This window comes from Pukyongiella litopenaei, assembly GCF_003008555.2.
GTDB classification, from domain to species: domain Bacteria; phylum Pseudomonadota; class Alphaproteobacteria; order Rhodobacterales; family Rhodobacteraceae; genus Pukyongiella; species Pukyongiella litopenaei.
In genome coordinates this window covers 33,741-54,261 of sequence record NZ_CP043621.1, presented here as the reverse complement: position 1 = coordinate 54,261, position 20,521 = coordinate 33,741, and the positions used below count along the sequence as shown (strand labels likewise).

The following is a 20,521-nucleotide window of genomic DNA, read 5'->3' as shown; positions in this document are numbered from 1 at the left end:
GGATTCTATTTGGGTTTTGTCAGCCCTCCGGCAAAGTTGCTCATCAGACTCGTCAACATTTCAACATTGGAAGATGCACCGGCAGTCCAGCTCTTCAGGATCGTTTCGGGCGACAACTTCGCCGCCTCCGACATGATTTTGTCCTCGATGGATTTCAGCCACTCCTCCTGAAGCTTTTGCACGTTGGGCAGTCCCAACATTTCGCGCGCTTCAGCCGGGGTTAGGTCGATTGAGATGTTCACTTGCATGTTTTTGATACTCCTTCATTTGGTGGACTAGATGAGTTGGTGAGTAGAGTCTCGAGGTTAGGAGGGCCTTGTGCCAACCGAAAAGCCTTCGACATATAGTCTCTTCGTATCATTACGACCAAAACCAAGGCCAACGTGACGAAGAACAACAAGGTCGAAAGAAACCAGGTCAGGGCGCCAAACCCTAGGTAGTATGCTCGCATACCGCCATGAAAGTGTTTGGACGCCAGAAAGCTCATTTCAGCGAGCCGGTCGGAGATTGCGTCGGCCTCGGTAGTGCCGACTTTTTGGGGTGCCGGCATCGCCCCTATCATCAATGTCGAATAGCTGTGCAGCCGCATTGACCATCCGAATTTAAAGAAGGCAATGATGGCAAGTAGTTGCAAAGCGAGAACTTTTATTGCGATTTGTTCGAAGGTAGCACCCTGAAAAATTGGATAGGCTTGCATCGCCTCTGCGATGGGGCCCACCAAACTTAGCAAAGCAACCAGTCCACTGATTATGAAAACCGAAGTTGAGGCAAAGAACGACACCCCTGACACCAGACCACGCACGAGGCTTACATCGGTGATACGTTCTTCGCGCCATTGCAATTGGCGAGCCCATGCAAGACGCCAAGGCTTCATTCTGGCGCTGATGTCGTCGCCCAGAATATAGTCCGTGATTGGTTGGTAGAGATAATAGGCGGCAAACAGGGTGGCAAAGGCCAGAAGGTCCAGTATCTCAATGTGCAAGTGTTCCAATGACGTGAAGAGTGCCAACAGGGTTCATCCATGAGTTCTTTCGTTGACGACAGCGCGTAAGACTCCAACGCGTCCACACGGAAAGCGAATCATACGGCCATGATTAGAATTTAAGTTCTATCTTTATTAGATTTGAAATTCTAGTATTGAATCATGCCTCTCAACTTGCGAGAATGAGGGCATGGCACATTCGAACCAACTCCCGCCCGTGATTATGAACCTCAAAAGCCTCGATGACATGTCGGTGCCGAGAGCGCGCGCCGTCGAGGCCACATACAAACCAGCAAAGCAGAAACGCAGCGCCAAGTCCGAGCAAAAACTATTGAACGCGGCCGAGGCACTTTTTGCCGAGAAAGGCTTTGAGGGGACCAAGATCAGTGACATCATCAAAAGGTCCGGGTGTTCGATAGGTTCATTCTATCACAGGTTCGGGGACAAAGATGGGTTGGCAAGGGTGATGGTTGATCGTTACCTTGTTGATGCGAAAGAAAAAATAGATGCTTCGGACTTTAGTAGGGCAAAGCACATTACCCTCAGCGGCATGCTTGCCCACTTGGCCGCGCTGGTTCTGGAGTTCCAGAATTCGAGGCTGGGAGTGTATAGAGCTGCACAACGTCTGGCTCAAAGTGCGCCAGAGATCTGGTTTGATACCGGCAACCTAACCATTCGCGTGCGAAACAGAGTTGCCGATTTCCTGCCGGACTACGCTGACGCGATCACTGCAGAAGACAAAGAAAAGGCGTTGTCCAACGCAGTGCAACTCATCGTCCTAGTTATTCTGCAAACAAGGCTTGGATCGGGTATCCTTTTCCCGGAGGACGACGAAGCATTGCTTGCCATGCTGGTGGATGCGGCCATGGGTATATTGAGGCCAGGAGTAGAATGATGTCGGAAACTACAGTTTATACAGCCAAGCGAATTCACACCATGAGCGCCTCACAGCCAGAGGCACAAGCTGTTGCGGTTCGTGACGGCATCATTCTCGAAGCGGGCACATTGGAAAGCCTGAAACCTTGGCTTGCAAGCAGATCACACACCATCGACGATCGTTTTGCCGACAAAGTGATTATGCCGGGTTTCATCGACCCGCATTTACATCCGTTTATCGGCGCAGTTTTGCTTCCGACTACGTTCATAACCGCATTCGAATGGGATTTGCCGGGACAAACGGCTCCGGCCGTCCGCGGCCGCGATGCCTATCTGATGCGTCTCTCGGAAGCGGTTGCGACTGATGACAATTCAAAGCCACTCTTTCTTACGTGGGGATATCACCAGATTTGGCATGGTGAAGTAACGCGGCATGATTTAAACGAAGTGTCGCGCTCGCGGCCCATCATTGTATGGCATCGGTCGTTCCACGAGATTATCCTGAATGACGCAGCAATTGACCTCCTAAAAATTGACAGAGCGGTCATGGACCGCCATCCGCAAATCAATGCAGAGACCGGCCGATTTTCCGAAATGGGCGGCATGGTGGCTCTGGAAGGTCTCAAGCCTATCTTGTTTTCGCCGGACTGGTTTGGCCACGGATTGGAGCAACTGCACCAGATTATTCATAAGGGTGGGCACACAACCGTGGCAGACATGGCATGGGGCATGTTTGACTACGAAATGGAGTGGGTCGCAACAAGCCAGTCTTTTGACCAAAGCGAACCGCCCTATCGGATGCTTGTCGTTCCCCGCGGGTTGCCCGAACCGGAATTGACGGGCAGCGCGGAAGACGCGTTTCAGAGAGTCGACGCATTGACCGAACGTGCACACGATGGGTTGTTCTTCAACAAGCGTGTGAAATTCTTCTCCGATGGCGCGTTCTTTTCAGAACTCATGCAAATGGCAAACCCGGGATACATTGACGGTCACGAAGGCGAGTGGATGACCGCGCCCGACCAGTTTGAAGAGATCATCCGACCGTATTGGCGGGCCGGCTATACAATCCACGTCCACTGCACCGGCGATCTGGGACTGGAGATGGCGCTTGATGTTTTGGAAAAGATGCAATTCGAAAAGCCGCGCTTTGATCACCGGTTCACGATCGAGCATTTCGGCGTCTCTACGGAAGAGCAGGTTCAGCGCATTAAGGCGCTTGGCGCGCTGGTTTCGGCCAATGTGTACTACTTGCATGAATTAGGCGAGGCGTACTGGAAAAAATCCATCGGCCATGAACGTGCAAGCCAGATGGCAAGGTTGGGCACGCTCAAGCGACACGGTGTCCCTTTTGCCGTGCATTCTGACTTTACGATGGCGCCGGCTTCACCGCTTCTCAGTGCTTGGGTTGCCGTCAATCGGTTTGCAGAGTCCGGCGCAGTTCTGGGTGAGCATGAGCGGGTGAGCGTTCACGATGCCATGCGCGCGATTACCATCGATGCCGCCTACATAGTGGGTATGGAAAGTCAGATCGGGTCAATCAGATCCGGCAAGAAGGCCGACTTTACCGTTCTCGATGAGGACCCTTACGAGGTCGACCCCGCTCACTTGAAAGACATTCGTGTTCACGCGACGGTTTTCGAAGGAGACGTGCACGAGATAGAAGCGTGAATATGCGGGGTACACCCTGTATTCTTGTTTCGGGTTATCTTGGTGCTGGTAAGACCACGCTGATCAACGCGTTTCTGAGGGCCCCACACGGGCTGACTGCGACGGTTTTGGTCAACGATTTCGGCAAAATCAACATTGATGCAGACCTGATAGAAAACTCTGATGGGGAAACGATTTCGCTGACAAATGGATGTGCGTGCTGTTCCATCGGAGACAGCCTTCTGGAAACTGCAAATCGGGTGATGATGAAGAGACCTCGGCCCGATCTGGTTATCGTCGAAGCAAGCGGTGTTGCAAAGCCAGATCGTCTCTCGTTTCTCTTGCTTGGTGTTGCTGGTCTTGATCCCGCTCGCGTTGTGACCTCGGTTGATGCCTCGCAAGCCTGTTCTTCCGCGCACGACAAGTTCATTTCCGGGCTTTTCCGCAACCAGATCAAGTCTGCAGATTTCGTAGCGGTTAATCGTGTGAATTCGCCGCAAGACGGCAGGTTTATAGAAGGATACCTCGAGCAACACGCCCCCCAAACTGTTCGCATTGCAGGCCTTCATCAAGCTGTAGATTCCAAGGCGACAAGCAGGCCTTCCGTATCACAAATGCCCGATTTTGAAACAGGCCGACACGATCATGCCGAGTTCGCAACCCAAGTTCATATTGTACCCGAAAATTTCTCGATTGCGGACGTTGAACGGTGGGTAAAGGAACTGCCAACTTCTGTGCATCGCGTAAAAGGGTTCGTTCGCGGCAACCTCCCAGGTCAGCCGGAGGCCGTTTTTCTGGTCAGCCGAACTCGGGGCGAAGTGAGTATTACTGAGACCGACACATCAATTGACCAGACTATGCTGGGCAAAATCATCACGATTGCGCCTCGTGAGATGGTTGAACGCTGACATTTCGAGCGACATCTCTAGGCGCACCGCCCTGAGGCAAGGACATAGCAAAAAGGAGCTTGAGGCCGCGGCTCCAGGTGTCGCGCCTATCTTGGGAGTCCTCTCGTTTCCGACTTAGTTGAACGATTTTGCCCGGTTGACTGTCCAACTTTGCCGCAACGTCAGTTGTTGATTAACAGAGGTTTTTGCTATATTCGAATTAGAATTCTAGTAATAAAAAACGTGAGGTTGCTAGCAGTTGGGTTGAACAAAGGGAGGAAGGTGATGACAGCGCCAAAGAACTACACGACCAAGACGTTGAAGGACCATATTGGGCATGACTTCGGTGTGTCAGAGCCAATGCTTGTGGACCAGCACAAGATCAACGGGTTTGCTGACGTGACAGGTGACCATCAATGGATTCATGTTGATATAGAAAAGGCCAAGCACAGCCCCTTCGGGGGCACAATTGCACACGGGTTTCTGACCTTGTCCCTCTTGGCTTCTGCAACCGAATCCTCAGGCATTGTTCCCGCAGACGCAAACGCTGTGTTAAACTATGGATTGGAAAAAGCCCGTTTCCTCGCTCCGGTTCCAGCAGGGGCCACGGTTCGAACCCGGTTCAAGTTGATCGGCGTTGAAGACAAGGGCAAAGGAAATCAACTGATCCGGCTTGAAGCATCACTGCAAGCAGATGGTTCGGACAAACCTGCTGTTATTGCCGAGCTTTTGGCAATGGTTATTGGATAGGAGGCGACGATGCCGAAAAACACAATCGAAACGTCGGCCGATTTGTTTAAGGCCATGAGCCAGTTCTACACTGCTTCGTTGAAGCAACCCGACAAGTTGCTGAAGGCGTACGGTGACCTGTTTCAAAACACCATGGCAAGCCTTGCAGGCACATCAGACGTTATGCCTCCAAAAGGCGATAAACGTTTCATGGATCCGATCTGGACTTCAAACCCGGCTTATAAGGCCATGATGCAGACTTATCTGACATGGTCGAACGGCTTGAATGATTGGGTCGAAGGGTTGGAGATCAAGGGCCGAGACAAGCTTCGCGCTCAAATCCTGACATCCATGTTGACGGACAGTGTGGCGCCCACAAACATGCTGCTGGGCAATCCCTCTGCGATGAAGATGACACTTGAGAAGGGTGGGAAAAACCTTGTCGATGGCGCGAAACACTTCATCGACGACATGGTCAACAACAATGGCTTGCCGTCGATGGTGGACAAATCCAAGTTCGGTGTTGGCGAGAATCTTGGGACCAGCGAGGGTGAGGTGGTTTATCGCGCCGAGATGCTCGAACTGATCCAGTACAAGCCAACGACTGAAAAAGTTTTCAAGCGGCCGATCTTCATCGTGCCGCCACAGATCAACAAGTTTTACATTTGGGATCTGGCTCCAAATCGTTCTGTTATCGAGTATCTGCTGAACAAAGGACATCAGATCTTCATTGTCAGCTGGCGTAACCCAGGAGCCGATCACGCCGATTGGGGGATGGATGCGTATGTAGACGCGCTTGATAGTGCTTCTGCAGTGGCATGCGAGATTTCCAAGTCGAAAGACCTGAACCTGATCGGCGCCTGTTCCGGCGGGATCACCACCGCTTTGTTGCTGTCCTACTGGGCAGCCAAGGGAATTGATCGCGCAAATTCGCTAACCTTGCTTGTGGCGGTTCTGGATATTGAAGGGGCCAAGAATACCACAATGGGTCTATTCGCTAACGTTGAAACACTAGAATTGGCGAGGATGTTCACCCGTTCGAAGGGTATTCTGCCCGGTAAAGACTTGCAGAAGGCCTTTGCCTGGTTGCGTCCGAACGATCTGATCTGGGCCTACTGGGTAAACAATTACCTGCTCGGCAACGAGCCGCCAGCGTTCGACATCCTGTTCTGGAATGCCGACACAACAAATCTTCCTTCGGCATTTCACACAGACATGCTGGACATGTTGCAGAAAGGCGGCGCACGTGAGGGCGCGGATATCGAGGTTCTGGGAACCAAGATGGATCTGCGCGCTGTTGATTGCGACAAGTTCGTGGTCGGCGGGACGACCGATCACATAACGCCATGGGATGGGTGCTATCTGTCGATGCAGGCGTTTGGTGGAAACAACGAGTTTGTTCTGAGCCAATCGGGCCACATCCAGGCGATCGTGAACCCGCCGGGTAACCCTAAGGCGAAGTTCTTGACCAACACGAGCGAGCATGCAACCACAGACGAGTTTCTGGATGGAAGTGAAGAGCACCAGGGAACCTGGTGGGATTACTGGGCCATCTGGCTGGAGGAACGTGCCGGCACTCAGATAAAGGCGCCGAAAAGCCTTGGGTCCAAGGAATTCAAACCGCTTGCTCCCGCACCCGGCACCTATGTTCACGAGAATGCTTGAAAGGCCAAACTTTGGAAATCAAAACTCAAACGATGACGGCGATGGGCCAGGACTGGAACGTCGCCGTCCTAGGGCCCGCAGATGCGGATCGCACCATCTTGCTTTGCAACGGGATCGGAGCCAGCGTTGAGACAATCCGCCCCTTCGTGGATCATTTCAAAAGGACGCGGCTCATTGCCTTTGATGTGCCCGGTGTTGGTCGCTCTCCGACGCCGTTCTCACCCTACAGGTTTTCGAACCTAACCCGCATGTTGGACGACATTCTCGACCAACTGGGTGCGGGGATCGTTGATGTTTTTGGCGTCTCCTGGGGCGGTGGGCTTGCGCAGCAGTTCGCCTTTGATTTCCAGAAACGGTGCCACACACTGACGCTTGCGGCGACGGCGCCTGGAATGATCATGGTGCCTGGGAATTTGAGTGTACTCAGTAAGATGGCGACGCCAAAACGTTACACCGATCCAGAGTATATGCTCAAGGTTGGGGCGGAGATCTATGGCGGCGAGGTAGCTTTCAACAAGGAGCTACTCAAGGATCACTCGATGGCCATGAAGGCGGGCGACACGCGCGGATATATTTATCAATTGCTTGCTGGTGCAGGTTGGACGAGCTATTTCTTTCTTCCGCGCATCAAGCTTCCAACGTTAATCCTGATGGGCGAAGACGATCCGTTGGTACCACCCGTGAATGGGCGTATCCTTGAAAAGCGACTACCGAATGCAACGCTCGAATTAGTGGATTGTGGGCATATGTTCGTACTGACTCAAGCCGAACGCGTTGCTGACAGGATTGAAGAATTTATCCATGAAGAAGCAATGATCGCTGCCTAGCGGTTGAAGGTGGTAGATGGAAAACTCCGCCGCTGATCAAGAAAAGTCTGACGGAATTCGACGGGTCCGCCGGGTGGCGACCGGCATCCTCTCAGTCTTGGCTTGTATTTTTTTTGGCAGCTTTCTGGTGAACGATCCACCCACGTGGCTGCTGCTGGTTCGGGCAATGGCCGAAGCAGGTATGGTCGGCGGGTTGGCGGATTGGTTTGCGGTTGAGGCGCTGTTTCGCCATCCCCTCCGAATCCCAATACCCCATACCGCGTTGTTACCGAAAAACCAGAAACGTGCGGCGGTCAACATTGCGCGCTTTATTGATGAGTATTTCTTGGTGCCGGATCAGCTTTTAGGCCGTCTGGCCAAGCTAAACCCTGTGCGGCGTGCGGCTGAGTGGCTGTCACAAAGGCATCACGCTGAGAGCGTCGGCCGCGAGTTGTCTGGCTTGCTTCGGTTGATCCTCAAAAGCCAGTTGCGCGGAGGGATCGGTAAGAAGGGGACTTCGGCGATCAAGGACTTATTGGTAACTTCGGTGAGCCCGAGCGACCTTGCCCGAAACCTGTCAGGACTCTTGAAAGAGGCCACTCATGGAACGGTTCTGAACGAAATCCTTCAAGAAGTTCGCAATGTTGTGGACCAAAATCGCGGCAAAGTCACGGAACTTGTTCAAGAGCACAGCCGCTGGTGGATCGCTTCAACCGTAGACAAACAGATCGTTAGACTGCTGGTCGATGGCATTCTGGCCACACTGGATGAATTGGCCGACGACTCCACAGAACTGCGAGGCGAATTCAACCACTCTATCGAGAAGTTCCTGGATGAGTTCCATACATCGGGCAAGATTGAAGGGTATATTGAGCGGGGCAAACTAAACTTTGTTGAATCTGCCGAGTTTGAGGATGCGCTGAAGTCTGTTCTGGACACCATACTGGCTCGTATTGAGTCTGACTTCGACGATCGTCCTGAGAACATGGTCGGTTTGTTGTCAGAAGCTGTATCCGAATTTGCTCAGATGCTTCTGGATCAACCAGAGTTGGAGTGCCAGCTGGAGCGGCGCCTCAATGCCGGTTTGGAAACCTTGTTGGATGAAGTGCGCCCTGGAGTTGTGTCTTACATCAGCGATGTAATCTCCGATTGGAACAGTTCCGAATTGGTTGAGCGAATTGAGCTTGAGGTCGGCCGGGATCTTCAGTTCATCCGCATAAACGGGGCTGTACTCGGGGCGCTCGTCGGTGGGACTTTGTTTTTGGTAACGCGGTTTGCCCACTAAAGCATTCGCGATTGAGAATATGACGCTGCGTCGCAGCGTAAAAATGTTGCAGTGCAGCATTCCGAGGCCTAGATTGGTTTCAGTTACAGAAAAGGAGAAATCCAATGACCACCAAAACCGATAAAATCAAAACTGAAACTAAAGCCACCAACAAAGCTGTTGCAACCGCAACCGATGCAAGCAAAGCTGTCTCTGGCTTGTTCAGCGCCTATTTTGCATCGGGTCGCAAGGCGATCGAAGGCATCATCGAAGTTGATAAGGCTTTGTTCGGATATGCAAAAGACGCAGTTGAAGGCTACGTCGAGCTGGGCAAAGAAACCGTCCAAGCCAAGTGCCTGAACGACGTCATCGACCTGCATGCTGCACATGCACATTCGCGCATTGAGGCCACAGCCGCTAATGCACGTGAGGTCGTCGAGCTGACCCGTGACAAGGCGAAAGAAGCCTACGCCCCGATGAAAGAAGTTATCGACACCTACCGTCCCGGCAAAGCTGCCTGATTCAGCCTTTCTGAAAAACAACGCGCCGAGCGACGCAAGTTGCTCGGCGCTTGCTTTCTTTGCAGAGAGAGACGCTATCTGGAAAAGGGCGAAGAATGTCAATCGGCATCCAAAGCTGACCCCCTATCGGCTTCCAATATTGACCCCCTTGGTACTGAGCTGGCCCGTCGCTGCGTAGTCTCCATTTAACGCAGCGGCGACGGGCCAGCGCGGGTGCGGTTTGGTGCTATGCCCGGTTCTTGAAGCGCCAACTTTCGTTACCGGTTTCGACGATCTCACAATGATGCGTGAGCCGGTCGAGAAGAGCCGTTGTCATCTTCGCGTCACCGAAGACGGTCGGCCATTCACCGAATGCCAGATTGGTGGTGACGATGATCGATGTTCGTTCGTAGAGCTTATTGATGAGATGGAACAGAACCTGGCCTCAGCAAATTTTTGCAACAGCGCCCGCGAAACAATTGTTCCGCTTTTGCCAAACCCTCATCCGTTAGGACAACCGATTTGGCCTTGTTGACGGGATCGTAGATCATGCCCCGTTCATACAATCGGTTCATCACATCCCAGTCATGGCCTTTCCAGGCCCGTCGATCATCATGCAGTGTCAGCCACAATAGCCCTAAAACAACTTCGTCGATGCGGTCTGTGTCGATCTCCATGTGGTCGATCATAGCAGGAAACGCGGCTATGCGCGCCGAAAACAGTCAAAACTGGCCTTAGCGTAGGATTCTGCCCCCTCCGGCAATCGACCCCTTGATGACGATGCCGGGGATCGGTGCAGTTGTGGCATTGACCTTCCGGGCAGCCGTCGATGATCCGGCCCGCTTTCGATCTTTCAGCATTTCATTTCACCCTAACTCGCTGGTCGATATTGATGGCTGAGTAGTTATCAAAGCAAACCCGCTGCAGCGTACTTAGTGCGGGGCCTTTGCTTGTCGGCGCCTTGCAAGTAAGCCATCCAACCAATCCGGGTCCATTTCAGGGACCGAGCTTAGCAGCAATTCAGTATACGGGTGATGCGGTGGTGAAAACATCGCCTCTTTTTCGCCGCTTTCCACAATTTCGCCTTGCTGCATAACAATCACCTCGTCGGCGATGGCTCGGACGGTGGCAAGATCATGGGTGATGAACATATAGGCTAGGTCGCGTTCCCGCTGCAGTTTCTCCAGCAGCCGCAGAATACCCTCGGCCACCAGCTGATCCAGCGCTGAGGTTACCTCGTCGCAGACAATGAACTGCGGTGAAGCGGCCAGGGCCCGGGCGATGCCAATCCTTTGTTTCTGGCCGCCGGATAGCTCGCGCGGCAAGTGATTGATATAGCGGTCCGGCTCTAATTCGATTTGGTCCAAAAGCGCCCGCACTTCCTCTTTGAGTTTCGCCCCTGTCAGGCCGCCATAGAATTGCAACGGGCGAGCGATGATCTCGCCAATCCTCTGTTTAGGGTTCAACGCCGTGTCGGCCATCTGATAGATGATCTGGGTCTGGCGCAGCGGCATCGTCAAGTTGTTGACCTGCGTTCGGCACCTGCGTAGCCCATGTCGATGATTTGTACGAATTCTTCATCCCGCCTCAAAGGCCACCGCTTCCCGCTGCCTATAATTTCGTATGCGGTTTGGGCCTATCACCGTTTTGCTCTCAGCCTGCGAGACGTTGAAGAACTGCTCTCCGAGCGCGGCGTTGTGGTCAGCTATGAAACGATCCGCGCTTGGGTTGGAAAATTTGGTTCTGGGATCTCGAAACGTATCCGTGCAAGACGCAATCCGCCCAGCGATAAATGGCATCTCGATGAAGTGGTGATATCGATCCGGGGAGTGAAACATTGGCTTTGGCGTGCGGTCGATAGCAACGGGGAAGTTCTTGATATATTGGTTCAAACTCGGCGTAACACGCGGGCCGCGAAACGACTTATTTCTAGACTGATCACCCGTTGGGGTGAGCCACGTGTTATCGTGACGGACAAACTTCGCAGTTACGGTGCAGCCTTGCGTAAGCTCGATATTAGCGTCGATCACCGGGCGCATAAGGGCTTGAACAACCGCATCGAAGGCTCCCACAGGCTGACCCGAAAAAGGGAGAAAATCCAAGGTCGCTTCAAGTCGGCACGGCAAGCGCAGAAGTTTCTATCGATCCACGATGAAACCGCCAATCTATTTCGTCCCGGCCGCAACAAAATGACCGCTTCAGAATACAGAAACAAGCGAACAACGGCTTTCGAAACTTGGAACCGTTGTGCAGAAGAGCTAGCGGCCTAAAGTGGATTCTGCCAGGTCACTGTGTCCTCATAGAACAACCTGACAATGCCCCCGCGCCGCATCCAGATCATCGACAGCCGCGCGGACGATCTCGACATCTTCCTGCACCTTGTCGAAGACCATGAGCTGCGTTTCGACCGTGGTGCCGAGCCTGGCGTAGGCATGGCCGGGGATCGTGAGCGCGAGGCGCGGTTTCGCGATGGCTGAGGCCCGTGCCCAGTGCGCCGCGTCCCGCTCCGGCGTGAAGCCCATCGGCATGATCGCCACGAGACGCCCTCCGGGCGCCAGGCGCTTGGCGGCACCGATCAGGTGCTTGGCCGCGATATGCTTGTCGCGCGACCGGTCGACCGAGGAGGCGAAGGGCGGGTTCATGACGATGACGCCCGGAAGCTCGGGCACGGTCAGGAGGTCGTCGATATGCTCGGCGTCGAAGCCGGTCGCTTCCGTGCGGAACACCGCCTCGAGAAGCCCCCGGCGGAAGGGATCGATTTCGTTGAGCATCGGTTTGCCGCCAGAGCGCGCGGCGAATGCGGCCAGCGCGCCGGTGCCCGCCGAGGGTTCGAGCACGGTTTCGCCAGGGCGGATGGCGGCGGCTCGGACGGCCAGCGCCGCATAGGCCAGCGGGCTGGAGAATTGTTGCAAACGGATTTGCTGTTCGGAGCGCCGCGATTCCGTCAGGAGCCGCGAGGCAAGACGTCCGGCGATGGCGAATGTGTCTTGGCCGGTGCCCTTCACGACCTGCATGACCGCAGCGGCCTGCATCATGTCATAGGCCATGCGCCAGTCCCATGCGCCGGCGGCATCGCTGCCACGGAACGTCTCGCGCATGATGCGGGCCAGTGACGAACTCCTGAGAGGCTGGCCCTCGATCTCCCTGCCGATGAGGGTCAGGGCCTCCCGGAGGCGGGCTTGTGATGGGATATCGGGTCCGTGCTTCGGTCTTTGATTGGCCATGGCGTCTGTCCTTCCAGTCAGGTTACAGGTCTGACAGGACAGAAAGCCGCCTTTCCCCTTTCAGGAGGTGGAGGCAGTTGGAAGTTCGGAATCTGGGCAGGTCAGAGAGATCGGACCCCGGTCTCCCGCGAAGGCGGCGAGACAGTCGCGTCCGTTTTGCCGGTGTTCGGCGATCAGGTCCGGCTCGACAGCTTCAGTCCGCCGGCGGTGCGAAGGCGCTTCACCTCGTGCAGAATCGCGTCGGTGAAGGCTGCACCGAACGATCCGCGCGGCGAGCGTTCTTCGATTGTGTAGGAGGTCTCGAGAATGTCGGCGTTCAACTCGTCCAGAACGACCCAGAGCGGCACATCGCTGTCGAGCCTGGCGCGGCGCGCTTCGGTCTCGGGAATCTTCAGCGCCACACGCCCCTCATCCGGGGATTTACTGGTGATGGGCGCAATGAACATGACATGCTGGCCCGTCTGGTTGGTGACGACGATTACCACGCAGCTTGGCCGCTTCTTCCGTCCTTCGCTTTCGCCGCGATCCGCTTGCCATTTCCAAAGGTAGTGGTAATCGAAAACCTGCCCGGCGGCAGGGAAATCAGCGGTCACGGAAATGCTCTTCGATGCCCTGGTCGAGGAGGTTGCCCAGTTCTTCGGGCATGTCGGCCACATCGAGGGCCACCTGGGACCCGCGTCCGGCCGTCAGGGCCTGGAACCGCTCCATCGACATGACCACGAAGCGCGGCTTACGGTGCTTCGTGATCGCGACCGGGGCAACGGTTGCCGCCTCGAAGAGATCGCCCGTGTTGCGGGTCAGATCGCCTGCTGCAAACTGTTTCATCTCGGCTCTCCATGGATTCTCTGCCTTTTTAGGAATATACGGATTTTCTTAATATTCTGCAAGAGGCAGGAATGGGGAACATCGTCACCCCTTTTGCCCCCTGAAGAACTCGGCCAGAACCGGACTCGCCGCGCCCTTGGCGGAGTCGAGCAATTCCGACCCCGCGAGCGAGGCCTTCGACAGACGCACGAGACCGCCGGTGTCCTCGATGCGATAGCACCGGCGTCTTTGCGCTCCGCGTCTGTAATGGGTGGCCGTCACGATTTGGCAGGTGCTGCCATCGGTCAGCGACACCGGCGCGGCGAGCCGTATCTTGTCGCCCTCCTCGTAGTCCGGAATCGCGGCCCAGTCCCGACAGCGCTGGCGCCAGGCATGGGCATAGCTGTCGGGGTCCTTCAATTCGGAGAGCAGCGCCAGAAGGCTGAGCGGGGCGCACGACTCGACGGGGCCCGCGCTCTCCTCGATGTCCTTGTAGCCCCAGCAGCCCTCGTCGTATCGGGTGAGAAACACCGCCCCGAAGGTGATCGACCCGTCATTTTCGGTCACATAGGTCGCGTCCTCGACCGGCGAGCCGTCCAGGCTCGTGACCCTGGCAGCTGCATACCAGGTCGCGCCGACCTTGCAGGCTTTGAGCAGTTCAGTTCGGCGCGTCTCGGTCTCGGAGGTACAGAGTCGGGCGATTTCCGCCTTCTCGTCCGCGTAGGTCTTCACGCGACGATCGGTATAAAAGAGCCAACCCATTTCAGAGTCCTTTCTCTCACAGGGAAAATTTTGGGCGCCAATGTCCCGAGAGGGCCGCAGGCCCGGCAGGGTATTGGCGATGCGAATGTGAGAAAGGGCGCGTTTCAGCGTTTCGACTTTACATCTTAAATCCAGTCACCGGTTTTCGCGTTCGAGCGAAGCGAGAGGCAGCGAACAACCGGTTCAAGATTAAGTCGAACGCGTTAAGCCGCCCTCCGGTCATCGATCTCGATGAGTGCATCGAGCGGCACACGGTAGGGCAGCATCTCGTCGAAATCTTCGCAGTTTCCGCGGTTCTGCACGATGGCATGCGTGTCGGTGGCATCCCTGAGGATCACCCGGAACGTCCCGCCGAGACCGGACGGGACATCATAGGTGCCGCCGATCAGGTAGTCGGCGGCGCGGCGCAGGAAGACGCGGATCGTGTGGCCATCGGTCGCCAGCCGGATGGTGTCATGACCTCGGTCGATGAGCATCTGCACGTCGTCGAGAATGTCGGTGTAGAACTGGCCCGTCAGATCGCGGAACGCCGCTTGCCGGGCCACCATCCAGTCAGGGTCCCGGAACGGGTTGATGCCTGTCGCGAAGGCGAAGGAGGGATCGGCGCGCTCGGTGGTGACGATCCGCGTGGACGCACCGTCGATGCCGTTGGAGCGCAGATGCACGCCATTGCCGACGATCAGGATGAGGGCGGGTTTGCCGACCGGGCCGTTCCAGTTCGGCAGGAAGGTGGAGCAGCCGCGCGCATACGCGATCTGGGCCGCGGCGCCCGCCGCGGAGAAGCTGAGAAGTGCCATTGGATTTTCCTGTGAGTTTGATAAAGGTGCGACCCGCCCCGCAGCTGCTGAGCGGGTCGCCTGCTCGTTCAGGCCGCTTCTGCGACCTCGGTTTCGCCTTCGGGCATCTCGGCCTCGGGCGCGTCGACCGGCTCGATACCCGAGGTCTGCATCATTGGCGGACACCAGGCCGCGACGGCCGCGCGCTGCGCATCGGTGAGCGTGGCGAAGGGCTCCGCGAAGAGCTTGTCGCAGAAGGCGACGACCTCCTTCTTGGTCGAAGAGGCCAATGTCACCGCCTCCTGCGCGAGCCCCAGCTCCTCGCCGAGGATTTTCAGAAGCCAGGCTTTCTTGAAGCGATTGAAAAGCGCCGCGTTCGGCGTCCAATGCGCCCGGATGTCCGGCATGATCTCGACCTCGAAGTCATGCATCAGGCTGTCGCGCTGCCGGTCCCGCGCAAAGCAGGACTGCGTGGTGCTGGCGGTGGCAAAGGCCACGAGCCTGGCTTTCTCGCCCGCATCGAGTGCGCGGAAGCGTGCGAACTGGTCGGCGGGGGATTTGGCGTCATCCGCCCAGGAGAGATCGAGCGCGTCACGGGCTTCCGCCACCTGTTCGAGCGAAGTGCTGTCAATCTCGTCCATCTTGGCGTGGCTGCGATACTCCTGGCGGGCATCGACCTTGATCGCCGGGGTGACGCCCATGCCGTGACCCAGCACATCGGTGACCAGCTTGAAGAGCGTGAGGTCGAGCGTGGCGTCCGGGTGCATCGTCATCGCAGCACCGAGCGCCATCGCCCGTTCGGTCTTGAGGTCCTCGGTCAGAGAGGCGGGATAGGTGATCTCATTCCTGTCCGCCGCGCCCTGGTCCTGTGTCGTGCCGGGTGCCTTGCCCGCGCTTTCGGGTTTGTCCTCAGGGCGCACCAGGCCGACATGCAGGCTGAAATTGCCGTGCGACCAGGAGGCGATCACGCCGGAGCGTGCGAGATCCTCCGCGCTGTAGGCCTCCTGCAGATCCCGTGCTTCAGCTTCCAACGCGTCGACCCGGTCGTAGAGATCGTTGTAAGCCTCATCCTCGAGGTCTTCGTTCTCCATCTCCCGCTCCAGCGTCTCAAGCTCGGCGGTGATCTCGTCCACGCGCCTCGCCCCTTTCTCATCGGGTTCAACAGGCCCCGGATAGACACGCCCGTAATCTGCCATGGCGGCGTAATCGTACTGGATGACCGCATCTGCCCAGGCAAAACCAATCGCTGCGCGAGCCTCTTCGGCGGCTGTGCTGAGCTTCTCGAGCAGGATGGTTTCGACCAGCGCGGAATCCTCGAGCACGGAATGCTCGTCCAGGAGATCGGCCGCGATGGCTCCGCCACGCGCTTCGTAGTCCTGCCGCACGAACGCCCCGATATCGTCGCTGACCTGCACGCCGCGGGACTTCAGAGCGTTTCGCACCGTGTAGGCCTGGACGTAGCTGTCCTCCTTGGTAAGCGCCTCGAAGACTTCCTTCTGCACCTCCTGGCTTGGATGATCGGCAAAGGCCTTCATCGTATCGAGGGTGATCGTCTTGGCACGGGCCGCAGCGCGGATGTCGGGGTGGATGAGTCCATAGCGCAGACGGCCTTTCACAGCCGCAACGGTGGTGCCGAAGGTCTTGGCGATCGTCTCAGGCGTCTGCCCGTCGACCTCCATCATCCGGGCGAAGGCCTCGAACTCGTCGATCGCATTCATCGGCGCCTGGGTGATGTTCTCGGCGAGCGACAGCGCGGTGGTCACGTCGCAATCGTTGGGGACAATCCGGCAGTCGATCTTCGTGCGTTTGGCGAAGCTCTTGGCCGACTTGTCCGCGACCAGTTCCAGGAGCGCCGCATGACGCCGGCCGCCGGCGAGCACGGCGAACTTGCCATCGATCTTCTGGACGAGCAGCGGCTGCAGGAGGCCCAGCACGGCGATGCTGGCCTTGAGATGCGCGATGTTCTCGGAGGCATAGGTCTCGGGCGACTTGCTGCGCACATTGGCCGGATGGGCCACGAGATCGCCGATGGCGACGGTGGTGGGTTTGAACGTGTGAGTCATGATTTGTCCTTTTCGACGTGATTGAGAGAGTCGCGCGGATCTTCGCGCGACCAATCCCCGGATCCGGGAACCAACAGGACAAAGGGCCCGCTTTGCCTTTCGGGGTCAGCGGGCCCGTCGCGGGCAGGTCTGGAGCGGCCAGTCCTACCAATCACGCGCCTTCATGATGGTCAGCACGCGCATGGTGGTCTCGGGGTTGTCCGGGGCCTCGGCCCCGAAGCGGAAATCGGAATCGGCCTCGTACAAATCCAGTTTCCAGAACACGGTCTCGCCTCGGATCGTGACCGCCCCGAAATCATGCCAGCCCTCGGGATCGTTTTCCGGCTCAAACGTGTCGAACTCCCCGGTGGCTTTCACCGCCTCGGCCATGAACCCGTCGCCGGCTTCCATCAATGAGCGCGTCACGTGCATGCGGCCCTGGATCGGTTGATCCGGCGCGATGCCAAGACAGGCAAACCTGCGGAAGGCATCGTTCTGCGCGGCGATGGTGGCGGCGTCTGGCGGGGAGAACTCTGCGGGTTCGGGGGTGCTCATGGGTCTGTCCTTTCCGGATGGGTTGAAACCACCAGACCCAAAGCCTGCTTTTACTTTTCCGCGAGAGAAGGCCACACATCCGGCTCTCTACAGATCCAGAAGTCTCCGCGGCCGATGGTTCGGGTTGGGGATACGCTCGATCCATCCGCCCCGCTCCTCGATAGTCTCGACCAGCGCTGAGAGCGGATACGCACCTTCGGACCGGCTCCACCACCAGGCGCCATTGCGAAACCGGATCACGTATCGCGCCCCGTCTGGAAAACAGACCACTTTCAGGGTTTTGGGTTCATAGCGCTGCATGCCTTGGTCCTCCGGTTCGTTCGGTGCTCAGGCGACATCGGCTGTCATCGCGGATCGCCCCGCCTCGGAGGCGGCGATCAGGTAATCGCAGGCCCGCTGCGCATCGGCGGCGTGCTTGAAGATCGCGTGCTTGTCGGATTTGAGAACCCGCAGCCAATTGTCGAGATAGGCGGCGTTCATCTCCAGCGTATGTGCCGTGAACCCGAGATGCTGGCCCAGGAACACCGAGCAGAGCTCGGCGACGATCTCTTCCCGCGCATAACCCGTATTGCCGAACCGCGCATCGCCGTAGTCGCGGCCCAGCCGGTGCCGCGGTTTGGTCCAGTGACCCTTATGCCGATGTCGGCATAACACTCATAATGCCGAGCTTTGGATTATGCCGACCTGATAAAAACAGACCCACGAAACTTGGCAGATGCCCTGTATACGCGCGGCATAATCAAGGATGCTTAGCGAGGCGAAAGATCAGGCTTCGTTCGGATCAGGCCCAAGCAACGCTATGAACTCCGAGAACGTGTTTGCGACTGGATGGAGGAATAGAGCCTCTTCGTAGTCGTCCTCGTCTTGAAAGCCTGCGTCGTCTACCTTTAGCGCCTTGTTTGCGGGGCGCGCCAAAATGTAAATCTTGCCGTGCATCGGGCCTTCTCGAAGATCCATGTAGATGCCTTGCGAGCCAGTGTAGGCGATCTGAAGAAGCTGCATATGGATTGAGTTCGAAAAATTGTTGAAGCGATCTTTTTCGATGGAGTTCAAAGAGTCGCTGGTGAACCCGTAGACTTCCTCGATGCTCAGCAAGTTAAGTTCATCTATTTGCCAAAAAGCGTTCGCATCAGCAGGACGACCTCCGTTGAATTTTAACAGGAACGCTCTGTAATCTGACGGAAATCGGAGGTTTCTGGCTACTTCGAAGCCCTTGATCGTGGCTTCATCGATTGGTTCATTTTGTCGCTCGAAGATCATTGGTTTCTCACTCTCGATGCGCCGCCCTGATGATAGAAGCCCTCGTTTATTGTTCGGGGGACAAGCTGCATCGTGCGCGCGTCCTCAACATGGTGCCAGACCCACCCAGCCGGTGCCTCGCTTCCCCAATCCGGATGTCCCGCGGCGATGTTTGCGCGGCGGCTATCGATGCGTCCAGTCCCTGAAACATCAATCTCAACGGACCGCACACCACTTGGATGGGTCATGAATGGACGGAAATCGGGGTATCCGTCCGGGTATTCGACGGAAACCCGTTGCGGCTGTCCCAGAATGTCGATGTCTGCAGAGTAGCGGAAATGGCCCTCTGGCATCAGTTCAACTGTGCCACCCCGGTTGATCCACTTCTCGAATTTGGGAGAGTACGGTCCCGCATTGGTGACGCCCTCGAAGTCCGGATCGGTTCTAAGGCGGTCGAGTGTGAGTTCTTCGGGTGCTGATAGTCCTTCTGCGCGCCGCCGAACTCGACCAAGGGCGGCAACACCGGCCAGGACTTCCGGCAGCCCATAACCCAAAGCGCCTGCATAATCGCTTGCAGCGATCCTTTCACGGAACGGCTCCACCATCGCTTCGGGCAAAGAAGATGGATCGGCATAGATAGCCTCAGCGACGCGACGCAGGTCATCCAGACGTATGTCCGGAATACTTCGTATCGCTTCAGCGATATCCACCAGCGATGTGGCGGTGCCCCCGACGAACCGGTCAATTGGGCTGCGGGCTTGGGTGAGTGCCTGATCGATAAGTTCATTTGACGCTCCGGCAGCTGCCAGAGTGGCTGCCGCCGCCAGGGCGTCCGGGTTTGATATCCCAAAGACGGATGCGAGACGTTCCAGTCCGTCGCCGCGGCGCTCCAGAAGATTGAGGAAGGCGTCAGGGTTGTCTTTGATGGCGTCTCCAAGCTGCTGGAACGCTTTAGCCAAGTCGCCTTGCGTCTGAACGTCGAGCATCTCGCCGTCAATCGTGATGCCGGACTCTGGATAGAAACCATCGCGCAGCCGTTCAACAAACGTCTGCGGCCGGACGCCGGTGCCAGCGGTAAAATCGTCTCCGAGATCACTCAGGAACCTGTCAAGCAAACCAATGGGTCCCAGCAGACCAATGTCGGCACCGGGCGGCACCGGGCGCGCGGAACAACGACAGTTTGACGCCTCGCCAGGCTTCTCGTCATTCGAGTCCCATCGATACACGCCACCGTTGCGAGCAGAATGCGAGGCCCGGACCTTCTCATCGCCTACGGTTTGCCAAACGTACTGTTCAATGCCGAGGTCACGTTGCCTGATCTCATTGATCAGACCAGCAAAGCTCCGCAGCAGTCGCTCTTCCATGGCTTGCCGGACTGGTCGTAGCCTTTGAGGATGCGTGTTCCATTCGGCCCAGATTGCGGAAAGCCTTTGGTCCCACTGGCTGAGGGTCTCATTGACGGCACCAGAGATGCTGGGCAGGTCTTGTTCTTCCAAGGGCGGGTCATAGGCGTCCGCCAATGCGTCCAGCAGCATGTCGGCATTATCTCGACCGATGGCATCAAGCTGGTCTTCAAAATTGCGACGTAGTGCGCTGTAGTCTGGGAAGCTATTTTTAACAGACCAGTTAACCCGTCGCCCGAGAACCCGCCCGTCGGACTTCCGAAGCAGAAACTCGCCTTCTCCGCCGGTGCGGATAAAGTCTGAAAATGATTGATGCATGCAAGACGCCCGGAAATGGTTGGGCTTTAATGTCTCAAGATT

21 protein-coding genes and 5 pseudogenes are annotated in these 20,521 nt (G+C 56.6%); 10 read left to right on the top strand and 16 right to left on the bottom strand.

Features of this window, described 5'->3' with window-relative positions; all coding sequences use genetic code 11:
* Positions 1–5 precede the first annotated feature (5 nt).
* Complete coding sequence (locus C6Y53_RS20525) at positions 6–248, bottom strand: DUF6489 family protein (RefSeq protein WP_149615777.1); 243 nt, start codon at positions 246–248, stop codon at positions 6–8.
* Positions 239–1,009 (bottom strand): DUF599 domain-containing protein, encoded by a 771-nt coding sequence (locus C6Y53_RS20520; protein WP_149615776.1) that lies wholly within the window; start codon positions 1,007–1,009, stop codon positions 239–241. The genes C6Y53_RS20525 and C6Y53_RS20520 overlap by 10 nt, the downstream gene beginning before the upstream one ends.
* A 163-nt stretch (positions 1,010–1,172) precedes the next feature.
* Here C6Y53_RS20520 and C6Y53_RS20515 point away from each other — a divergent pair, with 163 nt between their 5' ends.
* The 8 genes from C6Y53_RS20515 to C6Y53_RS20480 all read left to right on the top strand — a co-directional run bounded on the left by C6Y53_RS20515 (position 1,173) and on the right by C6Y53_RS20480 (position 9,377).
* The gene (locus C6Y53_RS20515; protein WP_149615775.1) at positions 1,173–1,877 is read left to right on the top strand and encodes a TetR/AcrR family transcriptional regulator; all 705 of its coding nucleotides are present in this window, start codon (positions 1,173–1,175) and stop codon (positions 1,875–1,877) included.
* Positions 1,877–3,526, top strand: coding sequence for an amidohydrolase (locus tag C6Y53_RS20510; RefSeq protein WP_211299570.1), 1,650 nt, complete (start codon positions 1,877–1,879; stop codon positions 3,524–3,526). Before C6Y53_RS20515 ends, C6Y53_RS20510 begins: the two co-directional genes overlap by 1 nt.
* Positions 3,527–3,528: 2 nt before the next feature.
* On the top strand, positions 3,529–4,413 hold the full coding sequence (locus C6Y53_RS20505) for a CobW family GTP-binding protein (protein WP_149615773.1): 885 nt from the start codon (positions 3,529–3,531) through the stop codon (positions 4,411–4,413).
* Positions 4,414–4,677: 264 nt separating this feature from the next.
* Positions 4,678–5,142: a MaoC family dehydratase gene (locus C6Y53_RS20500; protein WP_149615772.1), complete on the top strand. Its 465-nt coding sequence runs from the start codon at positions 4,678–4,680 to the stop codon at positions 5,140–5,142.
* Between the two features lie 9 nt (positions 5,143–5,151).
* On the top strand, positions 5,152–6,786 hold the full coding sequence (locus C6Y53_RS20495) for a PHA/PHB synthase family protein (RefSeq protein WP_149615771.1): 1,635 nt from the start codon (positions 5,152–5,154) through the stop codon (positions 6,784–6,786).
* On the top strand, positions 6,783–7,613 hold the full coding sequence (phaZ, locus tag C6Y53_RS20490; protein WP_149615770.1) for a poly(3-hydroxyalkanoate) depolymerase: 831 nt from the start codon (positions 6,783–6,785) through the stop codon (positions 7,611–7,613). The genes C6Y53_RS20495 and phaZ overlap by 4 nt, the downstream gene beginning before the upstream one ends.
* A 16-nt stretch (positions 7,614–7,629) precedes the next feature.
* Entirely contained in the window at positions 7,630–8,877 is a 1,248-nt protein-coding gene (locus tag C6Y53_RS20485) for a DUF445 domain-containing protein (RefSeq protein ID WP_149615769.1), read from the top strand.
* 104 nt (positions 8,878–8,981) lie between these two features.
* The gene (locus tag C6Y53_RS20480) at positions 8,982–9,377 is read left to right on the top strand and encodes a phasin family protein (RefSeq protein WP_149615768.1); all 396 of its coding nucleotides are present in this window, start codon (positions 8,982–8,984) and stop codon (positions 9,375–9,377) included.
* 226 nt (positions 9,378–9,603) lie between these two features.
* Here the strand turns inward: C6Y53_RS20480 and C6Y53_RS20475 are convergent.
* Together C6Y53_RS20475 and C6Y53_RS20470 are read right to left on the bottom strand one after the other, a co-directional pair.
* A pseudogene (locus tag C6Y53_RS20475) lies at positions 9,604–9,801 on the bottom strand (ATP-binding protein); the annotation flags it as partial.
* Complete coding sequence (locus C6Y53_RS20470) at positions 9,773–10,033, bottom strand: DUF6429 family protein (RefSeq protein WP_149615767.1); 261 nt, start codon at positions 10,031–10,033, stop codon at positions 9,773–9,775. The pseudogene C6Y53_RS20475 and the gene C6Y53_RS20470, both read right to left, overlap by 29 nt.
* Before the next feature lie 94 nt (positions 10,034–10,127).
* Here C6Y53_RS20470 and C6Y53_RS20465 point away from each other — a divergent pair.
* Positions 10,128–10,208 (top strand): annotated as a pseudogene (locus tag C6Y53_RS20465) (transposase); the annotation flags it as partial.
* An 80-nt stretch (positions 10,209–10,288) separates the two neighbouring features.
* On the opposite strand, the pseudogene C6Y53_RS20460 reads toward C6Y53_RS20465, so the two are convergent.
* Positions 10,289–10,864: pseudogene (locus tag C6Y53_RS20460) on the bottom strand (ATP-binding cassette domain-containing protein); the annotation flags it as partial.
* Between the two features lie 51 nt (positions 10,865–10,915).
* On the opposite strand from C6Y53_RS20460, the gene C6Y53_RS20455 reads away from it, so the two are divergent.
* Entirely contained in the window at positions 10,916–11,626 is a 711-nt protein-coding gene (locus tag C6Y53_RS20455) for an IS6 family transposase (RefSeq protein WP_149615766.1), read from the top strand.
* Positions 11,627–11,677: 51 nt separating this feature from the next.
* Here C6Y53_RS20455 and C6Y53_RS20450 read toward each other — a convergent pair.
* From C6Y53_RS20450 to C6Y53_RS20400, 11 genes and pseudogenes are all read right to left on the bottom strand, one after another.
* Positions 11,678–12,580 (bottom strand): annotated as a pseudogene (locus C6Y53_RS20450) (TRM11 family methyltransferase); the annotation flags it as partial.
* Positions 12,581–12,753: 173 nt separating this feature from the next.
* Positions 12,754–13,173 carry a hypothetical protein gene (locus tag C6Y53_RS20445; RefSeq protein WP_149615765.1) on the bottom strand — a complete coding sequence of 140 codons (420 nt, stop codon included), beginning with the start codon at positions 13,171–13,173 and terminating at the stop codon, positions 12,754–12,756.
* Positions 13,163–13,405: a type II toxin-antitoxin system Phd/YefM family antitoxin gene (locus C6Y53_RS20440; protein ID WP_149615764.1), complete on the bottom strand. Its 243-nt coding sequence runs from the start codon at positions 13,403–13,405 to the stop codon at positions 13,163–13,165. The genes C6Y53_RS20445 and C6Y53_RS20440 overlap by 11 nt, the downstream gene beginning before the upstream one ends.
* An 84-nt stretch (positions 13,406–13,489) precedes the next feature.
* The gene (locus C6Y53_RS20435) at positions 13,490–14,146 is read right to left on the bottom strand and encodes a DUF6927 domain-containing protein (RefSeq protein ID WP_149615763.1); all 657 of its coding nucleotides are present in this window, start codon (positions 14,144–14,146) and stop codon (positions 13,490–13,492) included.
* 203 nt (positions 14,147–14,349) lie between these two features.
* Positions 14,350–14,943, bottom strand: a complete 594-nt coding sequence (locus C6Y53_RS20430) for a regulator (RefSeq protein WP_149615762.1) — start codon at positions 14,941–14,943, stop codon at positions 14,350–14,352.
* 68 nt (positions 14,944–15,011) lie between these two features.
* Positions 15,012–16,985, bottom strand: coding sequence for a ParB/RepB/Spo0J family partition protein (locus C6Y53_RS20425; protein ID WP_149615761.1), 1,974 nt, complete (start codon positions 16,983–16,985; stop codon positions 15,012–15,014).
* A gap of 144 nt (positions 16,986–17,129) precedes the next feature.
* Complete coding sequence (locus tag C6Y53_RS20420) at positions 17,130–17,519, bottom strand: DUF3768 domain-containing protein (protein ID WP_149615760.1); 390 nt, start codon at positions 17,517–17,519, stop codon at positions 17,130–17,132.
* An 87-nt stretch (positions 17,520–17,606) separates the two neighbouring features.
* Positions 17,607–17,819, bottom strand: a complete 213-nt coding sequence (locus tag C6Y53_RS20415) for a DUF6330 family protein (protein WP_149615759.1) — start codon at positions 17,817–17,819, stop codon at positions 17,607–17,609.
* A 27-nt stretch (positions 17,820–17,846) separates the two neighbouring features.
* Positions 17,847–18,146, bottom strand: a pseudogene (locus tag C6Y53_RS20410) (zincin-like metallopeptidase domain-containing protein); the annotation flags it as partial.
* Between the two features lie 138 nt (positions 18,147–18,284).
* Positions 18,285–18,779 carry an SMI1/KNR4 family protein gene (locus C6Y53_RS20405; RefSeq protein ID WP_114276310.1) on the bottom strand — a complete coding sequence of 165 codons (495 nt, stop codon included), beginning with the start codon at positions 18,777–18,779 and terminating at the stop codon, positions 18,285–18,287.
* Complete coding sequence (locus C6Y53_RS20400; protein WP_149615758.1) at positions 18,776–20,479, bottom strand: HNH endonuclease signature motif containing protein; 1,704 nt, start codon at positions 20,477–20,479, stop codon at positions 18,776–18,778. Before C6Y53_RS20400 ends, C6Y53_RS20405 begins: the two co-directional genes overlap by 4 nt.
* Positions 20,480–20,521 lie beyond the last annotated feature (42 nt).